This window comes from Streptomyces sp. NPDC029014 (assembly GCF_055564695.1).
The window spans coordinates 1-20,546 of sequence record NZ_JBVHVT010000005.1 but is presented as its reverse complement, the minus strand read 5'-3'; the positions used below and the strand labels follow the sequence as shown (position 1 = coordinate 20,546).

Here is a 20,546-nt window from a genome sequence, read left to right as displayed (position 1 = left end):
GTCCAGCTGGAGAATCCGATGAACAGCCCCCTCGGTGACGGCGCGCCGCCCGCCCCGTCCGGGACCGCCGACCGCATCGACACCCGGTTCGCCGGGGCCGCCGCCCTCGCCGCCGCCCGTACCGCCACCTGCGACGCCGACGGGTCCCTGACCTACGGGGAACTGGACGGCCTCGCCGACGAGATCGCACACCACCTCGACGGCCGCACCGGCCCCGGCCGGCTCGTCGCGCTGCGCGCCGCCCGCAGCCGGTACGCCCCCGGCGCGGTCCTCGGCATCCTGCGCTCCGGCGCCGCGTACCTGCCGGTCGACCCCAACTACCCGCAGGCCCGCCAGGAGTACCTGCTCGGGGACTCCGGCACCGAACTGGTGCTGTCCGACAGCGGCCTGCTGGCGGACGAGACCCCGATCGCCGAGGTGGGCCCCTTCGTCCTGGCGAGCCGCGGCGCGTCCCGCGCGGACGGCTCCGCCGCCCCGCAGCTGCCCGCCGACACGGCGTACGTCATCTACACCTCGGGCTCCACCGGCAACCCCAAGGGCTGCATGGTCGGCCACGCCCAGGTCCTCGCCCTGATGGACGCGGCCGTACCGCTGCTCGGCACCGGCGCGGACGACGTGTGGACCCTGTTCCACTCGCTGAGCTTCGACTTCAGCGTCTGGGAGCTGTGGGGGCCGCTGCTGTACGGCGGCCGGCTGGTCGTCGTCGACAAGGAGGCGGCGACGGACCCGCTGGAGTTCGCCCGCCTGCTGGCCGCCCGGAACGTCAGCGTGCTGAACCAGGTGCCGTCCGCGTTCGGGAACCTCGTGGCCGAGGCCGTCGCCGAGCAGGTCCGCCTCCCCGACCTGCGCCGCGTCGTCTTCGGCGGCGAGGCGCTGGTCCCCGCGGACGTGCAGCGCTGGTGGGCCGCAGGGATCGCCCCGGACGCTCTGCTGATCAACATGTACGGGATCACCGAGACCACGGTCCACGTCACGTACTGCCCGCTGACCCCCGAGACCCTCGCGGGGGCCGTACCCGGCCGGACGCCGATCGGCCGTCCGCTGACGCACCTCACGGTCACGCTGCGCGACGCCGAGGGCCGGCCCGTGCCGGCCGGCGAGCCGGGCGAGATGTGCGTCGGCGGTACCGGCGTCAGCCACGGCTACCTGGAGCGCCCCGACCTCACCGCGGCCCGCTTCGTCGACGCCGGGGACGGCTCCGGCCGGTACTACCGCAGCGGCGACTGGGCGGTCGCCGACGGCGAGGGCCTGCTCCACTACGCCGGCCGCCAGGACGGCCAGGTCAAGCTGCGCGGCTTCCGCATCGAGCTGGGCGAGATCGAGTCGGCGCTGCGCGACCTGCCCGGCGTGTCGGGTGCGGCCTGTCTGGTGACCCTGGACGGCCACGGTGACCAGGCGCTGACCGCGTACGTCGTCGCGGACCCCGGCACCGTACGGGCGGCCGCGGTCCGCACGGCGCTCGCCGAGCGACTTCCGGGCCACATGGTGCCCCAGCACGTCCGTCACCTGGACCGCCTCCCGGTGACCCCGCACGGCAAGCTCGACCGCGCGGCGCTGGCCGCGTGACCCACGGCCGCCGAGGGGCGGTCGAGCCGCGGGCTGGCCGGCGCGGGCCCCGCCACCTTTGACTTCCTGGACAGGTGTCCATATATTCAAGACACCTGTCCAGGAAGTTTGTCGAGTGGCCGCGCGCTGCGCGGTGCGGGGGAGTGGCTGAGCCGATGGAGACGACCGCGACCGTGCTCGTGGCCCTCGTGGCCCTGTTGCACGCGTACATCCTGGTGCTGGAGATGTTCCTGTGGGAGCGCGCGCCCGGGCGCAAGCTCTCCGGCTTCGACGCCGACCTGGCCCGCGCCACCGCCCCGCTCGCCGCGAACCAGGGCCTCTACAACGGCTTCCTGGCGGCCGGCCTGCTCTGGGGCCTCTTCGCCGCCGACCCGACCGGCTTTCAGGTTCGGGTCTTCTTCCTCGGCTGCGTGGTGGTCGCCGGGGTCTACGGCGCCCTCACCGCCAACCGGCGCATCCTGATCGCCCAGGCGCTGCCGGGTGCGCTGGCGCTCGCAGCCGTCCTGCTCGCCGGGTGACCGCGGTGTCCGAGGACCCCCGTACCGAGCGGACCCGGGCCAAGCTGCGCCGGGCCCTGCTGGAGGAGTGCGCGAGCGGCCCGCTGGACAAGGTCGGCGTCGCCGCGCTGGTGCGCCGGGCCGGTGTCGGCCGCGCCACGTTCTACGTCCACTACGCCGATCTGGAGGCGCTCGCCGTCGACGCCTGCGCCGAGATCGTCCGCGAAGCCGTGGGCGCCCTGCACGCCTGGCGCGGCGTCCCCGACCCGGCGAGCCCGCCGCCCGCCCTGGTCGATTTCTTCGAGGGGATCCCCCCGCACGCCGGGCTCTACCGGGAGTTGCTCCGCCCCGGTGGCGGCGGTCCGCTGGGCCTCGTCCTCCACCGCGACCTGCGCGCCCGCAGCCGGGACGAGCGTGCGCTGGCCGGCGCGCCGGAGCCCGAACTGGTCGCCTCGGCCGTGGCCGCCGCCTTCGCCGGGGTGCTCGCCGACTGGCTGCACGGAGCCATCGGGGCGACCCCGGCCGAGATCGCCGGGAGGGTCTGGCGCCTGCTGATCAGCCTCCACCGGACGCCGCTGCCCTGACCTTCCGTTTGACGGGTCGCTCGGGAGCCCGATTATAGTGAACGGCGTTCACGTGAACGCCGTTCACTAATGTGCGGGATTCCCGAGAGGACACCCCCATGCCCCTTGACGTGATCGTCGTCGGAGCCGGCCCGACCGGGCTGCTGCTCGCCTGCGAACTGGCCCTCGCCGGAGTGCGCACCCGGATCGTCGAGCGCCGCGAGCACCCGCAGCCCCATTCCCGGGCCCTGACCCTCCACCCGCGCAGCGTCGAACTGTTCGACCTGCGCGGCATCGCCCCCCGCTTCCTCGCCCCCGGTCGGCCGGTGCCCGGCTGGCACTTCGCGGGCCTGAACACCCGGCTCGACTTCACCGCACTCGACACCCGGCACCCCTACACCCTCTTCCTCGCCCAGGCCCGCACCGAAGCCCTGCTGGAGGAGCGGGCCCGTGAGCTGGGCGTCGACCTCCGGCGCGGGCACACCGTCACCGCAGTGCGCCAGGACGCCACCGGCGCCGAGGTCGACGTACGCGGCCCCGACGGCGCAGCGGAAACACTGCGGGCGGCCTACGTCGTCGGCTGCGACGGCGCCCGCAGCCCCGTCCGCGAGGCCGCCGGAATCGGCTTCCCCGGCACCGACGAGACCCTCACCGGCATCCTCGGCGACTTCGAGGCCCTCGACACCGACGATCCGGCGCTGCGCCGGGCCCGGGAGCGCGGGCTGATCGTCGCCCCCGTCGAGGACGGCGTCACCCGGCTGGTCCTCGTCGACCCCGCCCGGATGCGGATCCCCTCCCGCGAGCCGGTGACCCTGGAGGAGTTCCGCGCCTCGCTGACCGACTACTGCGGCTCCGACTGCGGCGTGGGCGGGCCCCGCTGGCTGTCCCGCTTCGGCAACGCCACCCGGATCGCCGAGCGCTACCGCTCCGGCCGGATCCTGCTCGCCGGCGACGCCGCCCACATCCACTTCCCCGCGGGCGGCCAGGGCCTGAACACCGGCCTCCAGGACGCCATGAACCTCGGCTGGAAACTGGCCGCCGAGATCCACGGCTGGGCCCCGCCCGGACTGCTCGACAGCTACGACGCCGAGCGCCGGCCCGCCGGCCGGGCCGTCACCGAGAACACCCAGGTCCAGAACCTGCTGCTGGAACTCGTCCTGGTCGAGCAGTACGCACGGCCCGCCGCGGCCCTGCGCGCCCTCCTCGACGAACTCCTGACCCTTCCGGACGTCAACCACCGCCTCGCCGGCCGCGTCTCCGCCCTCCACACCGCATACCCGGCAGCCGGCCCCGGCTCCGGCTCCGGCTCCGGCGACGCCGACGCCGCCCCGGGCGCCCCGGCGGGCCGGCGGATGCCGGACATCGGCCTGACGACCGACGCCGCGGGAGCCGGCCGGGCCTACGAACTGCTCCACGACGGCCGCTTCGTCGTCCTGCACCTGGCCGCCGCCGAAGGACTGCCGACCCGGGGCTGGGCGGGCCACGTCCGCACCGTGACCGCGACCTCGTACGAGGCACGCCCCGAACTGGCCGGTGTCACCGACCTGTTGATCCGACCCGACGGCCACATCGCCTGGGCGGGCCGCAGCACGGACCCGCAGCAGCGCACCGCCGACCTGGCCCACGCCCTCACCGCCTGGGCCGGACCCCGCCAGGACACGCAGCCGTGGTGATCACCGCTCACTAGAGTGGGGGCATGAGTACGCCGACCCGCACGGGGCGGGGCCGCCCGCCCCGCCTCGACCCCACCCGGACGATCGAGACCGCCCTCGCGCTGCTGGACGAGGGCGGTCTCGACGCGCTCACCATGCGGCGTCTCGCCGATGCGGTGGGGGTGCAGGCCGGGGCGCTCTACCGGTACTTCGCCACCAAGGAGGACCTGCTCACCGCGATGGCGGAGCGGATGCTGGAGCAGGTCGTCGCCCCTCCCGCCGCGGAGCACGAGGCCGCGGACTGGGACGCACGGCTCGCGGACCTGGCACGGTCCCTGCGCCGGGCCCTGCTCGCCCACCGCGACGGGGCGCGCGTCTTCGCCGGCACGCACTCCACCGGCCCGAACACCCTCGGCATCGCCGAGTCCGGGATCGGCCTCCTGCGCACGGCCGGTTTCCCCGACGCCGACGCGGCCCGCGCGCTGCTGGCCGTCGTCCACTACACGGTGGGGCACACCCTGGAGGAGCAGGCCGCCCTGGGCCGGGACGGCGAGGCCCCCGCGGACCCGCAGCTCCTGCGCAACGCGGTCACGGCGGCCGGCACCTATCCGCACCTCACGGCCACCCTCCCGACCCTGACCAGCCACGACTTCGCGGCCCACTTCGAGTTCGGGCTCGGCCTGCTCGTCCGGGGCCTCGCGCGCACGTAGCCCGCCGGCGGCGATCGTCGCCGTCCCGTCCGTGTGCGTGCCGGCGTACCGCACGGTACCTTCGGTATACGTGCGTGCGTTCCGCCCACACCGCTGCGGCGTTGCCCGGCCGGGCAGCCGTGGACGTCGGCAGAGGAACGGGATCGTATGGCAAGGCACCGCATCAACGCGGCCGCCGCCGCGACCGCCCTGGCCTGCCTCGCGGCGTTCGGCCCGGCAGGGGGCGCGGCCGCAGCGCCGCCCACCCGCGCCACCGCACCCGGTCCGTCCCCGACCCCGATCGCTCCGACCGCACCGGCACGGTTCGTGCCCGGCCCCTGCCCGAAGACGCCCGAACCGATCGCCGCGCTGGCCAAGGCCCGGTGCGGCTTCCTGGAGGTCCCCGAGAACCGTGCCCGCCCCGCCGGCCGGACGATCCGCCTGGCCGCGGCGGTCGTCCCGGCCGCCTCGGCGAAGCCCGCCCAGGACCCGGTGGTGTTCATGGCGGGCGGACCCGGCGGCGACACCTTCGACGACATCCCCGTCCTGGTCGACGCCGGAGTGAACCAGGACCGGGCGCTGGTCATCATGGCCCAGCGCGGAAACCTCCACGACCAACCCCACCTCGCCTGCCCCGAACTGGACCGCTTCGCCGCCCGGTACGTGGGGCTCGGCCACGACTCGGCGCCGGCGAAACAGCTCCTGCTGGACGCGGTGAAGACGTGCCGGGACCGGTTCGCGGCCGACGGGATCGACCTGAGCGCCTACAACACCACCGAGAACGCAGCCGACTTCGCCGACCTCCGCAAGGCGCTCGGCATCGCACGGTGGAACGTCTACGGGTACTCCTACGGCTCCGACCTCGCCCTCACCTACCTGCGCAACCACCCCGACGGCATCCGCGCGGTGGCGATCGACTCGGTCACGCCCCCGCAGGCCGCGACCCTGCCGTGGACCTGGAGCAGCGCCCAGGAGGGCATCACCACCATCCTCGGGGCGTGTGCGGCCGAGCCGCGCTGCAAGAGCCGCTACCCGGACATCGCCCGTACGCTGACGGAACAGGTGCGCAGACTGGAGGCGGAGCCGCTCACGCTGAACGCCCGGCCGCCGCGCGGCGGAGCCCCGGTCGAGGTGGTCCTCGACGGGGGAGCCGTGCTGAACCTGCTGGTCGCCAACGCCGTCAAGGCCCCCGACGTCCCGGCCGCGATCGACGAGCTGGGCCGCGGACACCCGGAGCGCTTCGCGCGGGCCCGCGCGGCCGACTCGGTCCAGTCCGTCGGCACGACCGCGCACGGCCTGACCGAGTCGGTGGCCTGCAGCGAGTGGGCGCCCGGCCATACGGAGACCGACGTGCTGGACGCGGGGCGCCGCGCCTTCCCCGGCTGGCCGGCCACGGTCCTGGCCCAACCGCCCCAACTCCCCTTCCAGTACGACGTGTGCCGCCTCTGGAACGTTCCCGACCGCGCCGCCACCCAGCGGGTGGCCACCGTCAGCGCGGTGCCCACGCTCCTCGTCTCCGGAACGTTCGACGGCAAGACCGGGGCGAGTTGGGCGAAGGAGGCAGCCCGTACGCTGTCCCGCTCGACCTCCGTGCAGATCCCCGGGATCACCCACTGGGTGGTACCCCAGTCGCCCTGCGCGCAGAAGGTGCTGGCCTCCTTCCTCGCCCGTCCGACCGCACCCGACACCCGCTGCGTGGCCGGCGCCGCACCGAAACCCTTCACGATCGCCCCGGAATGAGCAGGAGGGCCGATGGCACACCACCCTGCGCCCCGTCGCCGCCGCAGGAAGGCCGCGGTGGCCACGGGGGTCCTGATCACGGGTTTGCTCACCACACCGGCCCACGCGCAACACGGCGCCGAGACCGGCGTGGGGGCCGGGGCCGGCCCGAGCCCCGGAGCTCCGATCGGCACGGTGGCCCGGACCGTGGGCGACGCCCGCTTCGAGCCCGGCCCCTGCCCGAAGACGCCCGAGCCGATCGCCGCGCTCGACGACGCCCGCTGCGGAACGCTCACCGTGCCCGAGAACCGCACCCGCCCCCACGGCCGGAAGATCACCCTCGGTGTCGCGATCGTCCCCGCGGCCTCCGCCACCCCGAAACCCGACCCGATCGTGTGGCTCGCCGGCGGCCCCGGCGACGACGCGGTCGGCGAGGCGAAGATGGCGATCGACGGCGGACTGAACCGCGACCGCGACGTCGTCTTCATGTCCCAGCGCGGGACGTACTCGGCCGACCCGGCGCTCACCTGCCCCGACATCGACCGGTTCAACGCCCGCGCCGTCGGCCTCGTCTCCGACGCGCCGTCCACCGAGCGGCTGCACGTCGAGGCGACCCGGGCGTGCCGCGACCGACTCGCGGCCCTCGGAGCCGACCTGAGCGCCTACAACGACACCGAGAGCGCCGCCGACTACACGGACCTCCGCGCCGCACTGGGCGTCAAGGAATGGAACCTGTTCGGCATCTCCTACGGCACCCACCTGGCACTCGTCACCATGCGCCAACACCCCGAGGGGATCCGCTCCGTCGGCATCGACGGCATCCTGCCGCCGTCGAAGGCCGGATCGGCCCTGACCTGGAGCAGCGCCAGACAGGGCTTCGACGGCCTGTTCAAGGCCTGCGCGCAGGACCCGGCGTGCAACCGCCGCTACCCGAACCTGTCGGCCACCTTCGAACGCCTCGTCCGTGACCTCGAAGCCGAACCGGTCACCACCACCGTCAAGGTCCCCGGCAACCCGAAGCCGGTGCAGGTCGTCCTCGACGGGGGAGCCCTGGTGAACTGGCTGACCTCCGCCACCCACGTGGCGCCCGGGGTGCCCCGCTCGCTCGACGAGCTCGCGCACGGCAGACCCCAGCGGATCGCCGAGCAGTGGGCGGGCGGCAAGCTCAGCCCCCAGGCCGTCGGCCGGGTCGCCCACGGCCTCGTCTACGGCGTCTTCTGCAGCGCGTGGACCCCGTACGAGACGCAGGCCCAGGCACTGCGCGGAGGGCAGGACGCCTACCCGTCGTTCCCCCGCTCGGTACAGGCCCAGGCCCCGCAGCTCACCTTCCTCCGCCCGGACTGCGACGCCTGGAACGTCCCCGCGGCCCCGCGCTCGATCCGGGACGCCACCCGCAGCGACATCCCCACCCTGGCCCTGTCGGGCGGCTTCGACGCCCAGACCGGCGCGGCCAACGGACCGTACGTGGCCCGCACGCTGGGCCGCGCGAAGGTCGTCACGGTCCCGTACGAACCCCACGTGGTGTTCGCGACGTCGAAGTGCGCACAGGAGATCACCGTGTCGTTCTTCGACGACCCCGCCGCCCCGAACACCGCATGCCTGAAGACCCTCGAACCCCCCGAGTTCGACACCGCCCCCTGAACGGACCCGGGGCCGGGGTCCGTTCAGGGTCCGGTCAGGGGGGAAGCCTCAGCGCATCAGCGGTGGATGTGGTTCGGCCAGTCCCGGGGGACGCGGTCCGCGGGGCCCGGGGTCGCCTGGTCGGCCGGGTGGTCGGAGGGCGGGGCCAGGTCGGGCCCGGACTCGTACATGGTGCCGGTGTCGTAGTTCCAGAACCACGCCTCGCCCGGTTCGAAGCTCTGCACCAGGGGATGCCCGGTGGACTTCCAGTGGGCGGTGGCGTGCTGGGCCGGCGAGGAGTCACAGCAGCCGACGTGGCCGCACTGGGCGCAGCGCCGCAGGTGGAACCACCAACCGCCCACCGCGTCGCAGTCCCCGCAGCCGGTGCCGCTGGGCGGGACGCTCGGGTCGATGCCGTCGATCTCGGTCATGCGGGCTCCTCGGCGCTCTCGGAATCGGGTTCGGTTTCGGGTTCGGTTTCCGGGGCGGTCAGGGGCAGCAGTACCTGGAAGCGGGTGTCGCCCGGGACGGACTCGACCTGGAGGCTGCCGTGGTGCTTGTTGACGACGATCCGCCAGGAGATGTCGAGGCCGAGACCGGTGCCCTCGCCGACCGGTTTGGTGGTGAAGAAGGGGTCGAAGATGCGGCTGCGGATGTCCTCCGGTACCCCGGGGCCGGTGTCGCGGAACTCCACGAGCAGCCGGTCGCCGTCCCGGGCCGTGCGGACCGTCAGGGTGCCGTCGCCGCCGGTGCTCCCGATGGCGGCCACCGCGTTGTCGATGAGGTTGGTCCACACCTGGTTGAGCTCCGCCGGGTAGGCGGGCACGTCGGGGAGGGAGTGGTCGTAGTCCTTGACCACCTGCACCCGGGGGCCGATCTTTCCGGACAGCATCAGCAGGGTGCTGTCGAGGAGTTCGTGGACGTCGACGTCGCGGTGCGGGGCGCGGTCGAGCTGCGCGTACTGCTTGGCCGCGTCCACCAGGTGGGAGATGCGGGTGGTGGAGTCGTCGATCTCGTCCATCAGCAGCTCGGTCTCGACGGTGTAGTTGAGCCAGCCGATCGCCCCCGGCAGGACGTCCTCGGCCACGGTCGCCGCGACCTGCTCCAGCCAGTCGATGTCCAGCCCGGCCTGGACGAAGGTGGGCGCGACCCGCCAGCCCTCCGTGATGCCGTGGTCGTCGAGCCAGTCGGTGAGCGCGTCCTCCCGGTCGGACGCCTCCAGGGGGCTCAACACCGGTGCCTTGGCGACGCGTTCGGCGGTGCGCTCCTGGATCTCGATGAGCTCGGCGAGGGCCTCCCGGGAGTACGGGCCCTGCGCGATGATCGCCAGCTTGTGCCGCATCTTGCCGACCCGCTCGCGCAGCGCCGCCGTGGCCCGGACGGCGGCCGCGGCCGGATTGTTGAGCTCGTGGGTGAGTCCGGCGGACAGGGAGCCCAGCGCCAGCAGGCGTTCGCGCTGCCCGACGGCCCGCTGGGTGTTCTTGGAACCGAAGAAGAGCCCCTCCAGCAGGTGCGCCGCCATCGGGAACCACTCCCGCATGACGTCCGCGAACGACTGCGCGGGCAGTACGAAGAACCGGGTGGACTCGGTCACCCGCATCGAGTTGGTGTACGCCTGCGGCACCCCGTCGCCCAGGTACGCCTGCATGGCGCCCGCGTACACGCCGCGCTGCGAGGTGCGGCTGACCTCCACGTCGTCGCCGCCGACCCGGCGGTACAGCACGACGGTGCCCTCGATCATCACGTAGAAGCAGGTGGCCGGATCGCCCTCGGTGTACACCGGACCCGGGCCGAACCGCTCCACCCGCCCCTCGGCGCACAGCCGTCCGAGCTGCTCCGCGGAGAGCTTCTCGAACAGGAACAGCGATCCGATCTCGTGCGGATCGCAGGGCATGACCTGCGTGCTCATGACGGCCTGCTCATGACTGCTCCAGGTAGCGGTGGACGAGCATCACGGCCATGGCCCCCTCGCCCACGGCGGACGCGACGCGCTTCGCGGACCGGGCGCGCGCGTCTCCCGCCACGAACACGCCGGGAACGCTGGTCTCCAGGTGGTAGGGCGGCCGGTCCAGCTCCCATTCGGCCGGCGGGCGCCCGTCCGGGGTGAGGTCCGGGCCCGCCAGGATGAAGCCGTCCCCGTCGCGCAGCACCGTCCCCTCCAGCCAGTCGGTGAGCGGGGCCGCGCCGATGAACACGAACATCCACTGGGCGTCGACGACCTCGGTGGCGCCGGTCCCGGCGTCCTGCAGGGTCAGCCGTTCCAGGTGCTCCTCGCCGTGCGCCGCCTCCACGACGGTCCTGGGGCGGACGGTGATGTTGTGCGCGTCCTCGATCTGCTGGATCAGGTAGTACGACATCGACGCCGTCAGGGACTGCCCGCGCACGAGCAGCGTCACGGACTTCGCGCCCCGCGCCAGGTACACCGCGGCCTGCCCGGCGGAGTTCGCGCCGCCGACGACGTACACGTCCTGGCCCTCGCAGGACGCCGCCTCGGTGAGGGAGGAGCCGTAGTACACCCCGCGGCCGGTGAGGTCCTCGCAGCCCGGCGCCCCGAGCTGCCGGTACGAGACGCCGGTCGCCAGGATCACGCTGTGCGCGGCGACCGCCGAGCCGTCGGAGAACCGTACGACGCGCGCCGCCCCGTTGACCTCCAGTCCCGTGACCTCGCGCGCCGTCAGTATCTCGGCGCCGAAGCGGCCGGCCTGGCGGCGGGCGCGGTCGGTGAGCTGTGCACCGGACACGCCGTCCGGGAAGCCGAGGTAGTTCTCGATGCGTGAGCTCTGGCCGGCCTGCCCGCCGGTCGCCGACCGCTCGACCAGCACGGTCCGCAGCCCCTCGGAGGCCCCGTACACCGCCGCACCGAGCCCGGCCGGGCCGCCGCCGATGACGACGAGGTCGTAGAACTCGGCGGCCGGCGTGGTCGCGAGCCCCACGCGGGCGGCCAGCTCGGGCGCCTCCGGCTCGACCAGCACCGTCCCGTCCGGCGCGATCACCACGGGCAGCCGGCGACCGTCGCTCCCGGCCGCCTCCAGCAGCCGCTGCCCCTCGGGCTCGTCGGACGAGTACCAGCGGTACGGGACCTGGTTGCGGGCCAGGAAGTCGCGCACCCGCGAGGAGGGCGCCGACCAGCGGTGCCCCACCACCTTCGTCGCGGGTACCGGCCGGTAGTCGCTGGAGCGCCAGACGGCGAGGAGCTCGTCCAGCACGGGGTAGAGCTTCTCCTCCGGCGGATCCCACGGCTTGAGCAGGTAGTGGTCGAGGTCGACGACGTTGATCGCGTCGATGGCCGCGTTGGTGTCGGCGTACGCCGTCAGCAGCACGCGCCGCGCCCCCGGGTACACGCCGAGCGCCTGCTCCAGGAACTCGATGCCGTTCATCTGCGGCATCCGGTAGTCGGCCAGGATCACGGCCACCAGGTCGCCCCGCAGCTTCAGCTCGCGCAGCGCCTCCAGCGCGGACTCACCGGACTCGGCGCGCACGATCCGGTACCCGCCGCCATAGCGTCGCCGCAGGTCACGGGCGATGGCACGGGAGACCCCCGGGTCGTCGTCCACCGTCAGGATGACGGTCCGGGCCGCGTCGGTGGCCTGTGCCATGCTCCTCCGCCCTGCGAGCTCGGGACGGCCGACGTGACGACCAGCCCGCGCCGGCTCCCGCCCATCGTATGCGGGTTCCCGCGCCCCCGCTCCGGCACACGAAGCCCCGCACCCCCTCCGTGACCGCACGCTCACACCGGAGCACGCCCCGGGACCGGGCAGCGGGCGGGTCGGTCCCGGGAGTGAGTGCGCTGCGGGGACAGTTGCCGTGCGCGGAGGGGACTTCGGGGGGTCCGGGGCGCTCGTAGGTTCGGGGTGTGGCGAGCCGCGGGAACGCGGAAGGCGCCTGATCCCGACCTTTGAGAGGACCCCCCATGTTCGACATCACCCAGGTACAGGCCGCGCCGAGCGCGGACCTGCTCACGGCCGACAACTCGGCCATGCTCTTCGTGGACCACCAGCCGCAGATGTTCTTCGGCACCGGCAGCGGCGACCGCGCCGCGATCATCAACAGCACGGTCGGGCTCGCCAAGGCCGCCCGCGCCTTCGACGTGCCGGTCGTCCTGACCACCGTCGCCGCCGAGTCGTTCTCCGGGCCGCTGCTGCCGCAGCTCGCCGACGTGTTCCCCGGGCACGAGGTCATCGACCGTACGACGATGAACGCCTGGGAGGACGAGGCGCTCGTGGCGGCGGTCAAGGCGACCGGCCGCAAGAAGATCATCCTGTCCGGTCTGTGGACCGAGGTGTGCCTGGTCCTGCCGGCGCTGTCCGCGCTGGAGCAGGGCTACGAGGTCTACGTGGTCGCCGACGCCTCGGGCGGCGTCAGCCCCGCCGCCCACGAGCACGCCCTCCAGCGGATGCTGGCCGCCGGGGCCGTGCCGGTGACCTGGGTGCAGGTGCTGCTGGAGCTCCAGCGCGACTGGGCCCGCCAGGAGACGTACGGCGCCGTCATGGAGATCGTCAAGGAGCACGCGGGCGCCTACGGCCTCGGCGTCGTCTACGCGCAGGCCGTCATCGGCGAGCACGCGGCCGGCTGATCCGCGTGGACACCGGCATTCTCCTCCTGCGGTTGCTGGTGGGCCTGCTCGTCGCGGGCCACGGGGTGCAGAAGGTCAGCCGGCACCTCGGCGGGGAGGGACTCGACGGCGGCACACGGGAGTTCCGCCGTGACGGGTTCCGCGGAGGCGCCCTGACCGCCCTCGCGGCGGGCGGCGGGCAGATCGGGTCCGGCCTGTTCCTGGCCGCCGGACTCCTGACCCCGCTCGCCGCGACGGGCGTCATCGGGGTCATGACCGTCGCCCTCACGGTGAAGTGGCACAACGGGCTGTGGGTGCAGCACGACGGCTACGAATACCCCCTGGTCCTGATCGGCACCGCCGCGGCCCTGGCCGCCACCGGCCCCGGAGCCCGGTCCCTCGACGCGGCCCTCGGCCTCACCCCGTACCCCCTGTGGTGGACGGTGCTCGTGCTCGCGGCCGGCACCGGCAGCGGCCTGCTCACCCGGCTCGTGCTCCACCGCCGCCCCGCGCCCGGCGACTGACCAACAGACCGGCCCGGCCGCGCGCGTACACCCCCTTTGCCCGCGCGGCCGGGCCCCCGTCACCCGTCCCGTCTCAGGAGTACTCCATGGGAACCACCACCGACGCACCACCCGCACACGGCGGCGGCCAGCCGCTGCTGCACCAGAAGGGCGGGGAGATCCAGGCCTTCGGCACCCTCAAGCAGCTGCCCATCGGCCTCGGCCACGACACCCGCACGTACGCCTGCCAGCGACTGAACCAGGTGCTCGCCGACACGCAGATCCTGTACGCCCTCTACAAGAAGCACCACTGGCTCGTGCGCGGAGCCACCTTCCACTCGCTCCACCTCATGCTCGACGCGCACGCGGAGGCCCAACTGTCCCTCGTGGACGCCCTGGCCGAGCGCGTCCAGAGCCTCGGCGGCGTCGCCGTCGGCGATCCGCGCCACGTCGCCGAGCTGACGACGATCCCGCGGCCGCCGGACGGCGTCGAGAAGGTGCCCGTCATGCTGTCGCGGCTCCTCGACGCGCACGAGCGGATCCTGGTCGACGCCCGGGACGCCGCCGCCCGGCTCTCGGCCGAGGGCGACGAGGGCAGCAATGACCTCCTCGTCTCCCAGGTCGTCCGCACCGGCGAGGCCCAGGTGTGGTTCCTGGCCGAACACCTCGTCGACACCCCCCTCGTGCGCGCCTGACCCCCCGGCCCCGTACACCACTTCCGCAGATCCACATCCGTCCCCGACACAGGGAGCACACCATGCCGTTCGTCAACGTCGCCCAGGGCGACTCCGCCCCCGTCGAGCTCTACTACGAGGACCACGGCATCGGACAGCCCGTGGTGCTGATCCACGGCTGGCCGCTGAACGGGGCCTCCTGGGAGAAGCAGACCGCCGCACTGCTCGCCGCCGGCCACCGGGTGATCACGTACGACCGCCGCGGCTTCGGCCGCTCCGACCAGCCCGCCGACGGCTACGACTACGACACCTTCGCCTCCGACCTGAACCAGCTGCTCACGGCCCTGGACCTGCGCGACGCCGTGCTGGTCGGCTTCTCCATGGGCACGGGCGAAGTGACCCGCTACCTCGGGACCCACGGATCCGGGCGTATCGCCAAGGCCGTCATGATCGGCGTCGTCCCGCCCTTCCTGCTCAGGACCGACGACAACCCCGGCGGCGTCGACGGGGACGTCTTCAAGGGCATCGAGGAGGCCATCCGCGCCGACCGGTTCGCGTTCATGACGGACTTCTTCGCCGACTTCTACAACGTCGACGTGCTCGGCGGCGAACGCATCAGCGAGCAGGCGGTGCAGGTCAGTTGGAACGTCGCCGTCGGCGCCTCCGCCAAGGGCACCCTCGACTGCGTCCAGGCCTGGCTCACGGACTTCCGCGCGGACCTGCCGCGCATCGACGTCCCCACGCTGATCATCCACGGCGACGCCGACCGCACCCTGCCCGTCACGGCCACCGCGATCCCGCTGGCCGAGCGCATCGCGGGTGCCGAGCTGCGGATCGTCCCGGGCGCCCCGCACGGCCTGCTCTGGACCCACGCCGCCGAGGTCAACGCCGAACTGCTCGCCTTCCTGGGCTGAGCCCGGCGCCCCGGCGCCCGGCGTTCCCGTACCACGACCACACCGTCCCCTCACAGGAGAACCCTCCATGCCGAACCAGCCCGTCCTCGAAGCCGCCGCCCAGGCCTTCGCCGACGCCACCGCCCAGCCCCCGTTCCTGTACGAGATCCCCGTCGCGGAGGGCCGCAAGGCCGTGGACGGCGTGCAGAGCGGTGACGAGGCGCCGCTGCCCGCCGTCGACGAGGAGTGGCTCACCGTCCACGGTGGCGCCGCCGGGGACGTCCGCGTCCGGATCGTCCGCCCCGCCGGCGCCACCGGAACCCTTCCCGTCGTCCTCTACGTCCACGGCGCCGGCTGGGTCTTCGGCAACGCCCACACCCACGACCGGCTGGTCCGGGAACTCGCGGTCGGGGCCGGGGCGGCCGTGGTCTTCCCCGAGTACGACCTCTCGCCCGAGGCCCGCTTCCCCGTCGCCATCGAGCAGAACTACGGCGTCGCCCAGTGGATCGCCCGCGAGGGACGGCACAAGGAGCTCGACGGCACCCGGATCGCCGTCGCCGGCGACTCGGTCGGCGGGAACATGACGGCCGCCCTCACGCTCCTGGCCAAGGAGCGCGGCGACGTCCGCTTCCTGCACCAGGTCCTCTTCTACCCGGTCACCGACGCCGCCTTCGACACCGACTCGTACGAGCAGTTCGCCACCGGCTACTTCCTGCGCCGCGACGCCATGCGCTGGTTCTGGGACCAGTACACGACCGACGGGGCCGAGCGCGCCTCGATCACCGCCTCCCCGCTGCGGGCCTCCCTCGACCAGCTCACCGGACTGCCGCCCGCGCTGGTCATCACCGCCGAGGCCGACGTCCTGCGCGACGAGGGCGAGGCGTACGCCGCCGGGCTCCGGGCCGCCGGGGTCCCCGTCACCGCCCTGCGCGTGCTCGGGACCATCCACGACTTCGTCATGCTGAACGCGCTGCGCGAGACGCGGGCCGCGGACCTCGCCATCGGCCTGGCGGCCGACACCCTGCGCAAGGCCCTGTCATGACCCGGACCCCGAGCATGCCCGTGGCCGGGGTCCTCCCCGACCGGCAGCCGGACGGGCCGGCGGCGGACCTCCTCGTCCGCAACGCCAAGGTGTTCACCGGCGACCCCGACCGGCCCGCCGCCCGCGCCGTCGCGATCCGCGACGGCCGGGTGGTGGCCCTGGGCGACGACCACGACCTCGCCCGCCTCGTGGGCCCGGCGACCAGGGTCGTCGACGCCCTCGGCCGGCGGGTGGTACCCGGCCTGAACGACTCCCACCTGCACGTCATCCGGGGCGGCCTCAACTACGTCCTGGAGCTGCGCTGGGACGGCGTGCGCAGCCTCCGCCACGCCCTGGCCATGCTGCGCGAACAGGCCGGCCGCACTCCCAAGGGGCAGTGGATCCGCGTCGTCGGCGGCTGGACGGCCGAGCAGTTCGCCGAGCGCCGGATGCCGACCGCGGCCGAGTTGAACGCCGCCGCGCCCGACACCCCCGTGTTCGTCCTGCACCTCTACCAGTCGGCGATCCTCAACCGGGCCGCGGTCCGCGCGGCCGGCTTCACCCGCGACACCCCCGACCCGCGCGGCGGCCAGATCGTACGGGGCCGGGACGGCGAGCCGACCGGCATCCTGCTGGCGGCCCCGAGCGCCCTCATCCTCTACTCCACCCTCGCCAAGGCCCCGGCCCTGGACGAGGACGACAAGCGGACCTCGACGCGCCACTTCCTGCGCGAGCTCAACCGCTTCGGGCTGACCTCGGCGGTCGACGCCGCCGGCGGCTTCCAGAGCTTCCCCGAGCACTACGCGACGGTCGTCGACCTGGCCCGGTCGGGCGAGCTGTCGCTGCGCATCGCCTACCACCTGTTCCCCCAGACCGCGGGGCAGGAGCTCGACGACCTCCAGCGCTGGACGGAGACGGTCAAGCCCGGCGACGGGGACGAGTGGCTGCGGTTGAACGGCGCGGGCGAGAACCTGACCTGGGCCGCCGCCGACTTCGAGAACTTCTCCGAGCCCCGCCCCGAACTCGCCCCCGGCTACGAGGCGGAGTTCGAGCAGGCGGTCCGGCTGCTGATGGAGAACGGCTGGGGCTTCCGCCTGCACGCGACCTACGACGAAACCATCCGCCGCGACCTGGCCGTCTTCGAGAAGCTCGCGGCCGAAGGCCTCTTCCCCGGCGGCAACCGCTGGCTCTTCGACCACGCCGAGACCGTCTCGGCCGAGAGCCTGGACCGGATCGCGGCCCTCGGCGGCGCCCTGTCCGTCCAGAACCGGATGTCCTTCCAGGGCACCGCCTTCCTCGACCGCTACGGCGCCGAGGCCGCCTCGCACGCCCCGCCGGTCCGGGCCATGCTCGACCGGGGCCTGACCGTCGCCGCCGGAACCGACGCCACGCGCGTGTCCTCGTACAACCCCTGGGTCGCGCTGCACTGGCTGGTGACCGGCCGCACCGTCGGCGGCACGGCGCTGAGCCCGGCCGGGCAGCCGCTCGACCGGGAGACCGCCCTCGGCCTCTACACCCGCGGCGGCGCACGGCTCACCGGCGAGCAGGACGTCAAGGGCGTCCTGCGGGAGGGCTACTACGGCGACCTCGCGATCCTGTCCGAGGACTACTTCACGGTGCCCGAGAGCGCCCTCCCCGACATCGAGTCCGTCCTCACGGTCGTCGGCGGCCGCATCGTCTACGCCGGCGCCGAGTACGACGGCCTGGACGAACCCCTGCCGCCGGTCAGTCCCCGGTGGTCGCCGGTGGCCCGCTTCGGCGGCTACCCGTCCCGGGGCACGCTCCAGGCCCTGCGCATGGCCGAAGTCGTCGCCGAGTCCGAGGAACAGCGCGCCTGGCGCGCCGCACGCGGCTCCGCGGCGCAGCCGCCCCAGCCCTTCGTCGACCCCTGCTTCGCGCACTGACGCGCACCGACCCCAGGAAGACCTGAGATGAGCACCACCCCCGCCACCCCCGACACCGGCGGCGACCGCCCCGAAGACGGCGACCACGGCGACCTCGGCGACCACGGCCCGGCGGCACCGCCCGGGCGCCGCTTCGAGCCGGACCTCCGGTCGATGACCCGCATCAACCTCCGCCCCATCGCTTCCCCGATGCCGCTCGGCTTCTTCACGGTCGCGATCGCCTCGGTGATGACGGCCTGCCTCCAGCTCGGGATCCTCGACGCCGCCGACCGCCGGGCCGTCGCCCTGTGCGTGCTGCCCGCCTTCGCCCTGCAACTCCTCGTCAGCGTCCTGGCCTTCCTGGCCCGGGACGTGATCGCGGCCACGCTCATGGGGACCTTCGCCGGAAGCTGGCTGGCGTACGCGCTCGTCATGGGCACCGGCGCGGCCGGCGGCCTGAAGGTGCTGGGCGTGTTCAACCTGGCGTTCCTGTGCTTCGGGGCGCTGATGGCCGCCGTGACCCGGCCCAAGCGCGCGCTCTGGGTCGTCCTCGTGGTCTCCCTGCCCCGCTGGGCGGCCACCGGGCTGTCGGGGCTGACCGGCGCCGAACGGCTCACGTACGCCTCCGGGGCCCTCGGGCTCCTGGTGGCGCTTGCCGCGACCTACGCGGCGTACGCCCTCATGTTGGAGGACATGCGCAGCGAGGAGGTGCTGCCCATCGGGCGCAGCGGCCCCGCCCGCACCGCGGTCGAGGGCGACCTCTCCGTACAGCTGCGCAACGTGGAACGGCAGGCGGGCGTGCGCCGCACCCTGTAGCCCCCGGTCCCCGGCGAAGACACCCCATCACCCCTCACCGAGAAAGCGACTCCTGTGCAATTCGGCATCTTCACGGTGGGCGACGTCACGCCCGATCCGACCTCGGGCCGGGCACCCACCGAACACGAACGGATCAAGGCGATGGTGACCATCGCGCTCAAGGCGGAGGAGGTGGGGCTGGACGTCTTCGCGACGGGTGAACACCACAACCCGCCGTTCGTGCCCTCCTCGCCGACCACGATGCTCGGGTACGTCGCCGCGCGCACCGAGCGCCTGATCCTCTCCACCTCCACCACGCTGATCACCACCAACGACCCGGTGAAGATCGCCGAGGACTACGCCATGCTCCAGCACCTGGCCGACGGGCGCGTCGACCTGATGCTGGGGCGCGGCAACACCGGCCCCGTCTACCCGTGGTTCGGCCAGGACATCCGCGACGGCATCCCGCTCGCGATCGAGAACTACGCGCTCCTGCAACGGCTGTGGCGCGAGGACGTGGTCGACTGGGAGGGGCGCTTCCGGACCCCGCTGCAGGGCTTCACGTCGACGCCGCGCCCGCTGGACGGCGTCGCACCGTTCGTGTGGCACGGCTCGATCCGCAGCCCGGAGATCGCCGAGCAGGCCGCGTACTACAGCGACGGCTTCTTCGCGAACAACATCTTCTGGCCCAAGGACCACTTCCGGAGGCTGATCGACCTGTACCGCCGGCGCTTCGCCCACCACGGCCACGGCACCCCCGAGCAGGCGGTGGTCGGCCTCGGCGGCCAGGTGTTCATGCGGCGCAACTCCCAGGACGCCGTACGGGAGTTCCGTCCCCACTTCGACAACGCTCCCGTCTACGGGCACGGCCCCTCGCTGGAGGAGTTCACCGAGCAGACCCCGCTCACCGTCGGCAGCCCGCAGGAGGTCATCGAGAAGACCCTGACGTTCCGCGAGGGTTTTGGGGACTACCAGCGTCAGCTGTTCCTGATGGACCACGCCGGCCTGCCGCTGAAGACCGTCCTGGAGCAACTGGACCTGCTCGGCGAGGAGGTGGTCCCCGTGCTGCGCAAGGAGTTCGCGGTCGGCCGGTCCGCCGAGGCTCCGGCCGGGCCGACCCACGAGGCCCTCGTCGCCCGCCGCGGCGGGGAGCAGCGGTGAATCCGGTGCGGCTGGCGGTCGTCACGGCCGGGCTGAGCGTGCCCTCGTCCACCCGGCTGCTCGCCGATCGGCTCACCGAATCGGTCCGGCGGCGACTGGCGGACGCGGAACGGGCGGTCGAGGCGGACGTCCTGGAACTGCGGCAGCTGGCCGTCGACATCGCCAAGCACCACGTCACCGGCTTTCCGGCGCCCGCCGTGCGGGAGGCGCTCGAAGCCGTGACCCGGGCGGACGGACTGATCGCCGTCACACCGGTCTTCAGCGCCTCGTACAGCGGCCTGTTCAAGTCCTTCGTGGACGTGATCGACCGCGACGCACTCGTCGGCAAGCCGGTGCTCGTCGCCGCCACCGGCGGCACCGCACGACACTCCCTCGCCCTGGAGTACGCGATGCGGCCGCTCTTCGCCCATCTGCGGGCCGTCGTGGCACCGACCGCCGTGTTCGCGGCCCCGGAGGACTGGGGCTCGGCCGGGGACACCCGGACCGCCGCGCTCGCCGGGCGCGTCGACCGGGCGGCTGCCGAGCTGGCCGAGCTGTTGGTCCGGCACCAGCAAGCCGCAGAACCGGACGGGGACGACGAGGTGGTGCCCTTCGAGGAACAGCTGGCCGCCCTGCACGGCACACCGTAAGGGCCGATCCCGCCGATCCCACGGCTCTCCAGGCCACCCCGGGGGGGGGGGGGGGGGGGGGGGGGGGGGGGGGGGGGGGGGGGGGGGGGGGGGGGGGGGGGGGGGGGGGGGGGGGGGGGGGGGGGGGGG

At 73.7% G+C, this 20,546-nt stretch carries 19 protein-coding genes; 16 read left to right on the top strand and 3 right to left on the bottom strand.

Annotation, left to right across the window (positions count from 1 at the left end):
* The first annotated feature begins 18 nt into the window (after window positions 1-18).
* From ACZ4VL_RS04080 to ACZ4VL_RS04050, 7 genes are all read left to right on the top strand, one after another.
* Window positions 19-1,566, top strand: a complete 1,548-nt coding sequence (locus ACZ4VL_RS04080; RefSeq protein WP_468195559.1) for an amino acid adenylation domain-containing protein — start codon at window positions 19-21, stop codon at window positions 1,564-1,566.
* Window positions 1,567-1,721: 155 nt separating this feature from the next.
* Complete coding sequence (locus ACZ4VL_RS04075) at window positions 1,722-2,084, top strand: DUF1304 domain-containing protein (RefSeq protein ID WP_468195557.1); 363 nt, start codon at window positions 1,722-1,724, stop codon at window positions 2,082-2,084.
* Between the two features lie 5 nt (window positions 2,085-2,089).
* Window positions 2,090-2,647, top strand: coding sequence for a TetR/AcrR family transcriptional regulator (locus tag ACZ4VL_RS04070; RefSeq protein ID WP_468195554.1), 558 nt, complete (start codon window positions 2,090-2,092; stop codon window positions 2,645-2,647).
* 98 nt (window positions 2,648-2,745) lie between these two features.
* Window positions 2,746-4,299: a monooxygenase gene (locus tag ACZ4VL_RS04065; RefSeq protein ID WP_468195551.1), complete on the top strand. Its 1,554-nt coding sequence runs from the start codon at window positions 2,746-2,748 to the stop codon at window positions 4,297-4,299.
* 23 nt (window positions 4,300-4,322) lie between these two features.
* Complete coding sequence (locus tag ACZ4VL_RS04060; protein WP_468195549.1) at window positions 4,323-4,988, top strand: TetR/AcrR family transcriptional regulator; 666 nt, start codon at window positions 4,323-4,325, stop codon at window positions 4,986-4,988.
* A gap of 147 nt (window positions 4,989-5,135) precedes the next feature.
* Complete coding sequence (locus ACZ4VL_RS04055) at window positions 5,136-6,707, top strand: alpha/beta fold hydrolase (RefSeq protein WP_468195546.1); 1,572 nt, start codon at window positions 5,136-5,138, stop codon at window positions 6,705-6,707.
* Between the two features lie 12 nt (window positions 6,708-6,719).
* Entirely contained in the window at window positions 6,720-8,327 is a 1,608-nt protein-coding gene (locus ACZ4VL_RS04050; protein WP_468195543.1) for an alpha/beta fold hydrolase, read from the top strand.
* A 56-nt stretch (window positions 8,328-8,383) separates the two neighbouring features.
* Here ACZ4VL_RS04050 and ACZ4VL_RS04045 read toward each other — a convergent pair whose 3' ends face one another.
* Genes ACZ4VL_RS04045 through ACZ4VL_RS04035 form a run of 3 tightly spaced genes read right to left on the bottom strand, consistent with a single transcriptional unit; the run spans window position 8,384 to window position 11,902 of the window.
* On the bottom strand, window positions 8,384-8,737 hold the full coding sequence (locus ACZ4VL_RS04045; RefSeq protein WP_468195541.1) for a UBP-type zinc finger domain-containing protein: 354 nt from the start codon (window positions 8,735-8,737) through the stop codon (window positions 8,384-8,386).
* Window positions 8,734-10,215, bottom strand: coding sequence for an ATP-binding protein (locus ACZ4VL_RS04040; protein WP_468195538.1), 1,482 nt, complete (start codon window positions 10,213-10,215; stop codon window positions 8,734-8,736). The genes ACZ4VL_RS04045 and ACZ4VL_RS04040 overlap by 4 nt, the downstream gene beginning before the upstream one ends.
* A 10-nt stretch (window positions 10,216-10,225) precedes the next feature.
* Window positions 10,226-11,902 carry an FAD-dependent oxidoreductase gene (locus ACZ4VL_RS04035; protein WP_468195535.1) on the bottom strand — a complete coding sequence of 559 codons (1,677 nt, stop codon included), beginning with the start codon at window positions 11,900-11,902 and terminating at the stop codon, window positions 10,226-10,228.
* Window positions 11,903-12,216: 314 nt separating this feature from the next.
* Between ACZ4VL_RS04035 and ACZ4VL_RS04030 the strand changes: the two genes are divergently transcribed.
* From ACZ4VL_RS04030 to ACZ4VL_RS03990, 9 genes are all read left to right on the top strand, one after another.
* A complete protein-coding gene (locus ACZ4VL_RS04030; protein ID WP_468195532.1) occupies window positions 12,217-12,879 on the top strand; it encodes a hydrolase in 663 nt (220 codons plus the stop codon).
* Window positions 12,880-12,884: 5 nt separating this feature from the next.
* Entirely contained in the window at window positions 12,885-13,382 is a 498-nt protein-coding gene (locus ACZ4VL_RS04025; protein WP_468195529.1) for a DoxX family protein, read from the top strand.
* 86 nt (window positions 13,383-13,468) lie between these two features.
* On the top strand, window positions 13,469-14,056 hold the full coding sequence (locus ACZ4VL_RS04020; RefSeq protein WP_468195526.1) for a Dps family protein: 588 nt from the start codon (window positions 13,469-13,471) through the stop codon (window positions 14,054-14,056).
* 62 nt (window positions 14,057-14,118) lie between these two features.
* The gene (locus tag ACZ4VL_RS04015; protein ID WP_468195525.1) at window positions 14,119-14,949 is read left to right on the top strand and encodes an alpha/beta fold hydrolase; all 831 of its coding nucleotides are present in this window, start codon (window positions 14,119-14,121) and stop codon (window positions 14,947-14,949) included.
* A 67-nt stretch (window positions 14,950-15,016) separates the two neighbouring features.
* Window positions 15,017-15,970 (top strand): alpha/beta hydrolase, encoded by a 954-nt coding sequence (locus ACZ4VL_RS04010; protein ID WP_468195523.1) that lies wholly within the window; start codon window positions 15,017-15,019, stop codon window positions 15,968-15,970.
* Complete coding sequence (locus ACZ4VL_RS04005; RefSeq protein WP_468195520.1) at window positions 15,967-17,853, top strand: amidohydrolase; 1,887 nt, start codon at window positions 15,967-15,969, stop codon at window positions 17,851-17,853. Before ACZ4VL_RS04010 ends, ACZ4VL_RS04005 begins: the two co-directional genes overlap by 4 nt.
* 27 nt (window positions 17,854-17,880) lie before the next feature.
* Window positions 17,881-18,648, top strand: a complete 768-nt coding sequence (locus ACZ4VL_RS04000) for a GPR1/FUN34/YaaH family transporter (RefSeq protein ID WP_468195517.1) — start codon at window positions 17,881-17,883, stop codon at window positions 18,646-18,648.
* A gap of 54 nt (window positions 18,649-18,702) precedes the next feature.
* Window positions 18,703-19,788 (top strand): LLM class flavin-dependent oxidoreductase, encoded by a 1,086-nt coding sequence (locus ACZ4VL_RS03995; RefSeq protein WP_468195514.1) that lies wholly within the window; start codon window positions 18,703-18,705, stop codon window positions 19,786-19,788.
* Window positions 19,785-20,417 carry an FMN reductase gene (locus ACZ4VL_RS03990; protein ID WP_468195512.1) on the top strand — a complete coding sequence of 211 codons (633 nt, stop codon included), beginning with the start codon at window positions 19,785-19,787 and terminating at the stop codon, window positions 20,415-20,417. The genes ACZ4VL_RS03995 and ACZ4VL_RS03990 overlap by 4 nt, the downstream gene beginning before the upstream one ends.
* Window positions 20,418-20,546 lie beyond the last annotated feature (129 nt).

Bases quoted from the DNA above. Each gene is read 5' to 3' on its own strand.
- ACZ4VL_RS04080 (WP_468195559.1), top strand. From the start codon at position 19: ATGAACAGCCCCCTCGGTGACGGCGCGCCGCCCGCCCCGTCCGGGACC.
- ACZ4VL_RS04075 (WP_468195557.1), top strand. From the start codon at position 1,722: ATGGAGACGACCGCGACCGTGCTCGTGGCCCTCGTGGCCCTGTTGCAC.
- ACZ4VL_RS04065 (WP_468195551.1), top strand. From the start codon at position 2,746: ATGCCCCTTGACGTGATCGTCGTCGGAGCCGGCCCGACCGGGCTGCTG.
- ACZ4VL_RS04060 (WP_468195549.1), top strand. From the start codon at position 4,323: ATGAGTACGCCGACCCGCACGGGGCGGGGCCGCCCGCCCCGCCTCGAC.
- ACZ4VL_RS04055 (WP_468195546.1), top strand. From the start codon at position 5,136: ATGGCAAGGCACCGCATCAACGCGGCCGCCGCCGCGACCGCCCTGGCC.
- ACZ4VL_RS04050 (WP_468195543.1), top strand. From the start codon at position 6,720: ATGGCACACCACCCTGCGCCCCGTCGCCGCCGCAGGAAGGCCGCGGTG.
- ACZ4VL_RS04045 (WP_468195541.1), bottom strand. From the start codon at position 8,737: ATGACCGAGATCGACGGCATCGACCCGAGCGTCCCGCCCAGCGGCACC.
- ACZ4VL_RS04040 (WP_468195538.1), bottom strand. From the start codon at position 10,215: ATGAGCACGCAGGTCATGCCCTGCGATCCGCACGAGATCGGATCGCTG.
- ACZ4VL_RS04035 (WP_468195535.1), bottom strand. From the start codon at position 11,902: ATGGCACAGGCCACCGACGCGGCCCGGACCGTCATCCTGACGGTGGAC.
- ACZ4VL_RS04030 (WP_468195532.1), top strand. From the start codon at position 12,217: ATGTTCGACATCACCCAGGTACAGGCCGCGCCGAGCGCGGACCTGCTC.
- ACZ4VL_RS04020 (WP_468195526.1), top strand. From the start codon at position 13,469: ATGGGAACCACCACCGACGCACCACCCGCACACGGCGGCGGCCAGCCG.
- ACZ4VL_RS04015 (WP_468195525.1), top strand. From the start codon at position 14,119: ATGCCGTTCGTCAACGTCGCCCAGGGCGACTCCGCCCCCGTCGAGCTC.
- ACZ4VL_RS04010 (WP_468195523.1), top strand. From the start codon at position 15,017: ATGCCGAACCAGCCCGTCCTCGAAGCCGCCGCCCAGGCCTTCGCCGAC.
- ACZ4VL_RS04005 (WP_468195520.1), top strand. From the start codon at position 15,967: ATGACCCGGACCCCGAGCATGCCCGTGGCCGGGGTCCTCCCCGACCGG.
- ACZ4VL_RS04000 (WP_468195517.1), top strand. From the start codon at position 17,881: ATGAGCACCACCCCCGCCACCCCCGACACCGGCGGCGACCGCCCCGAA.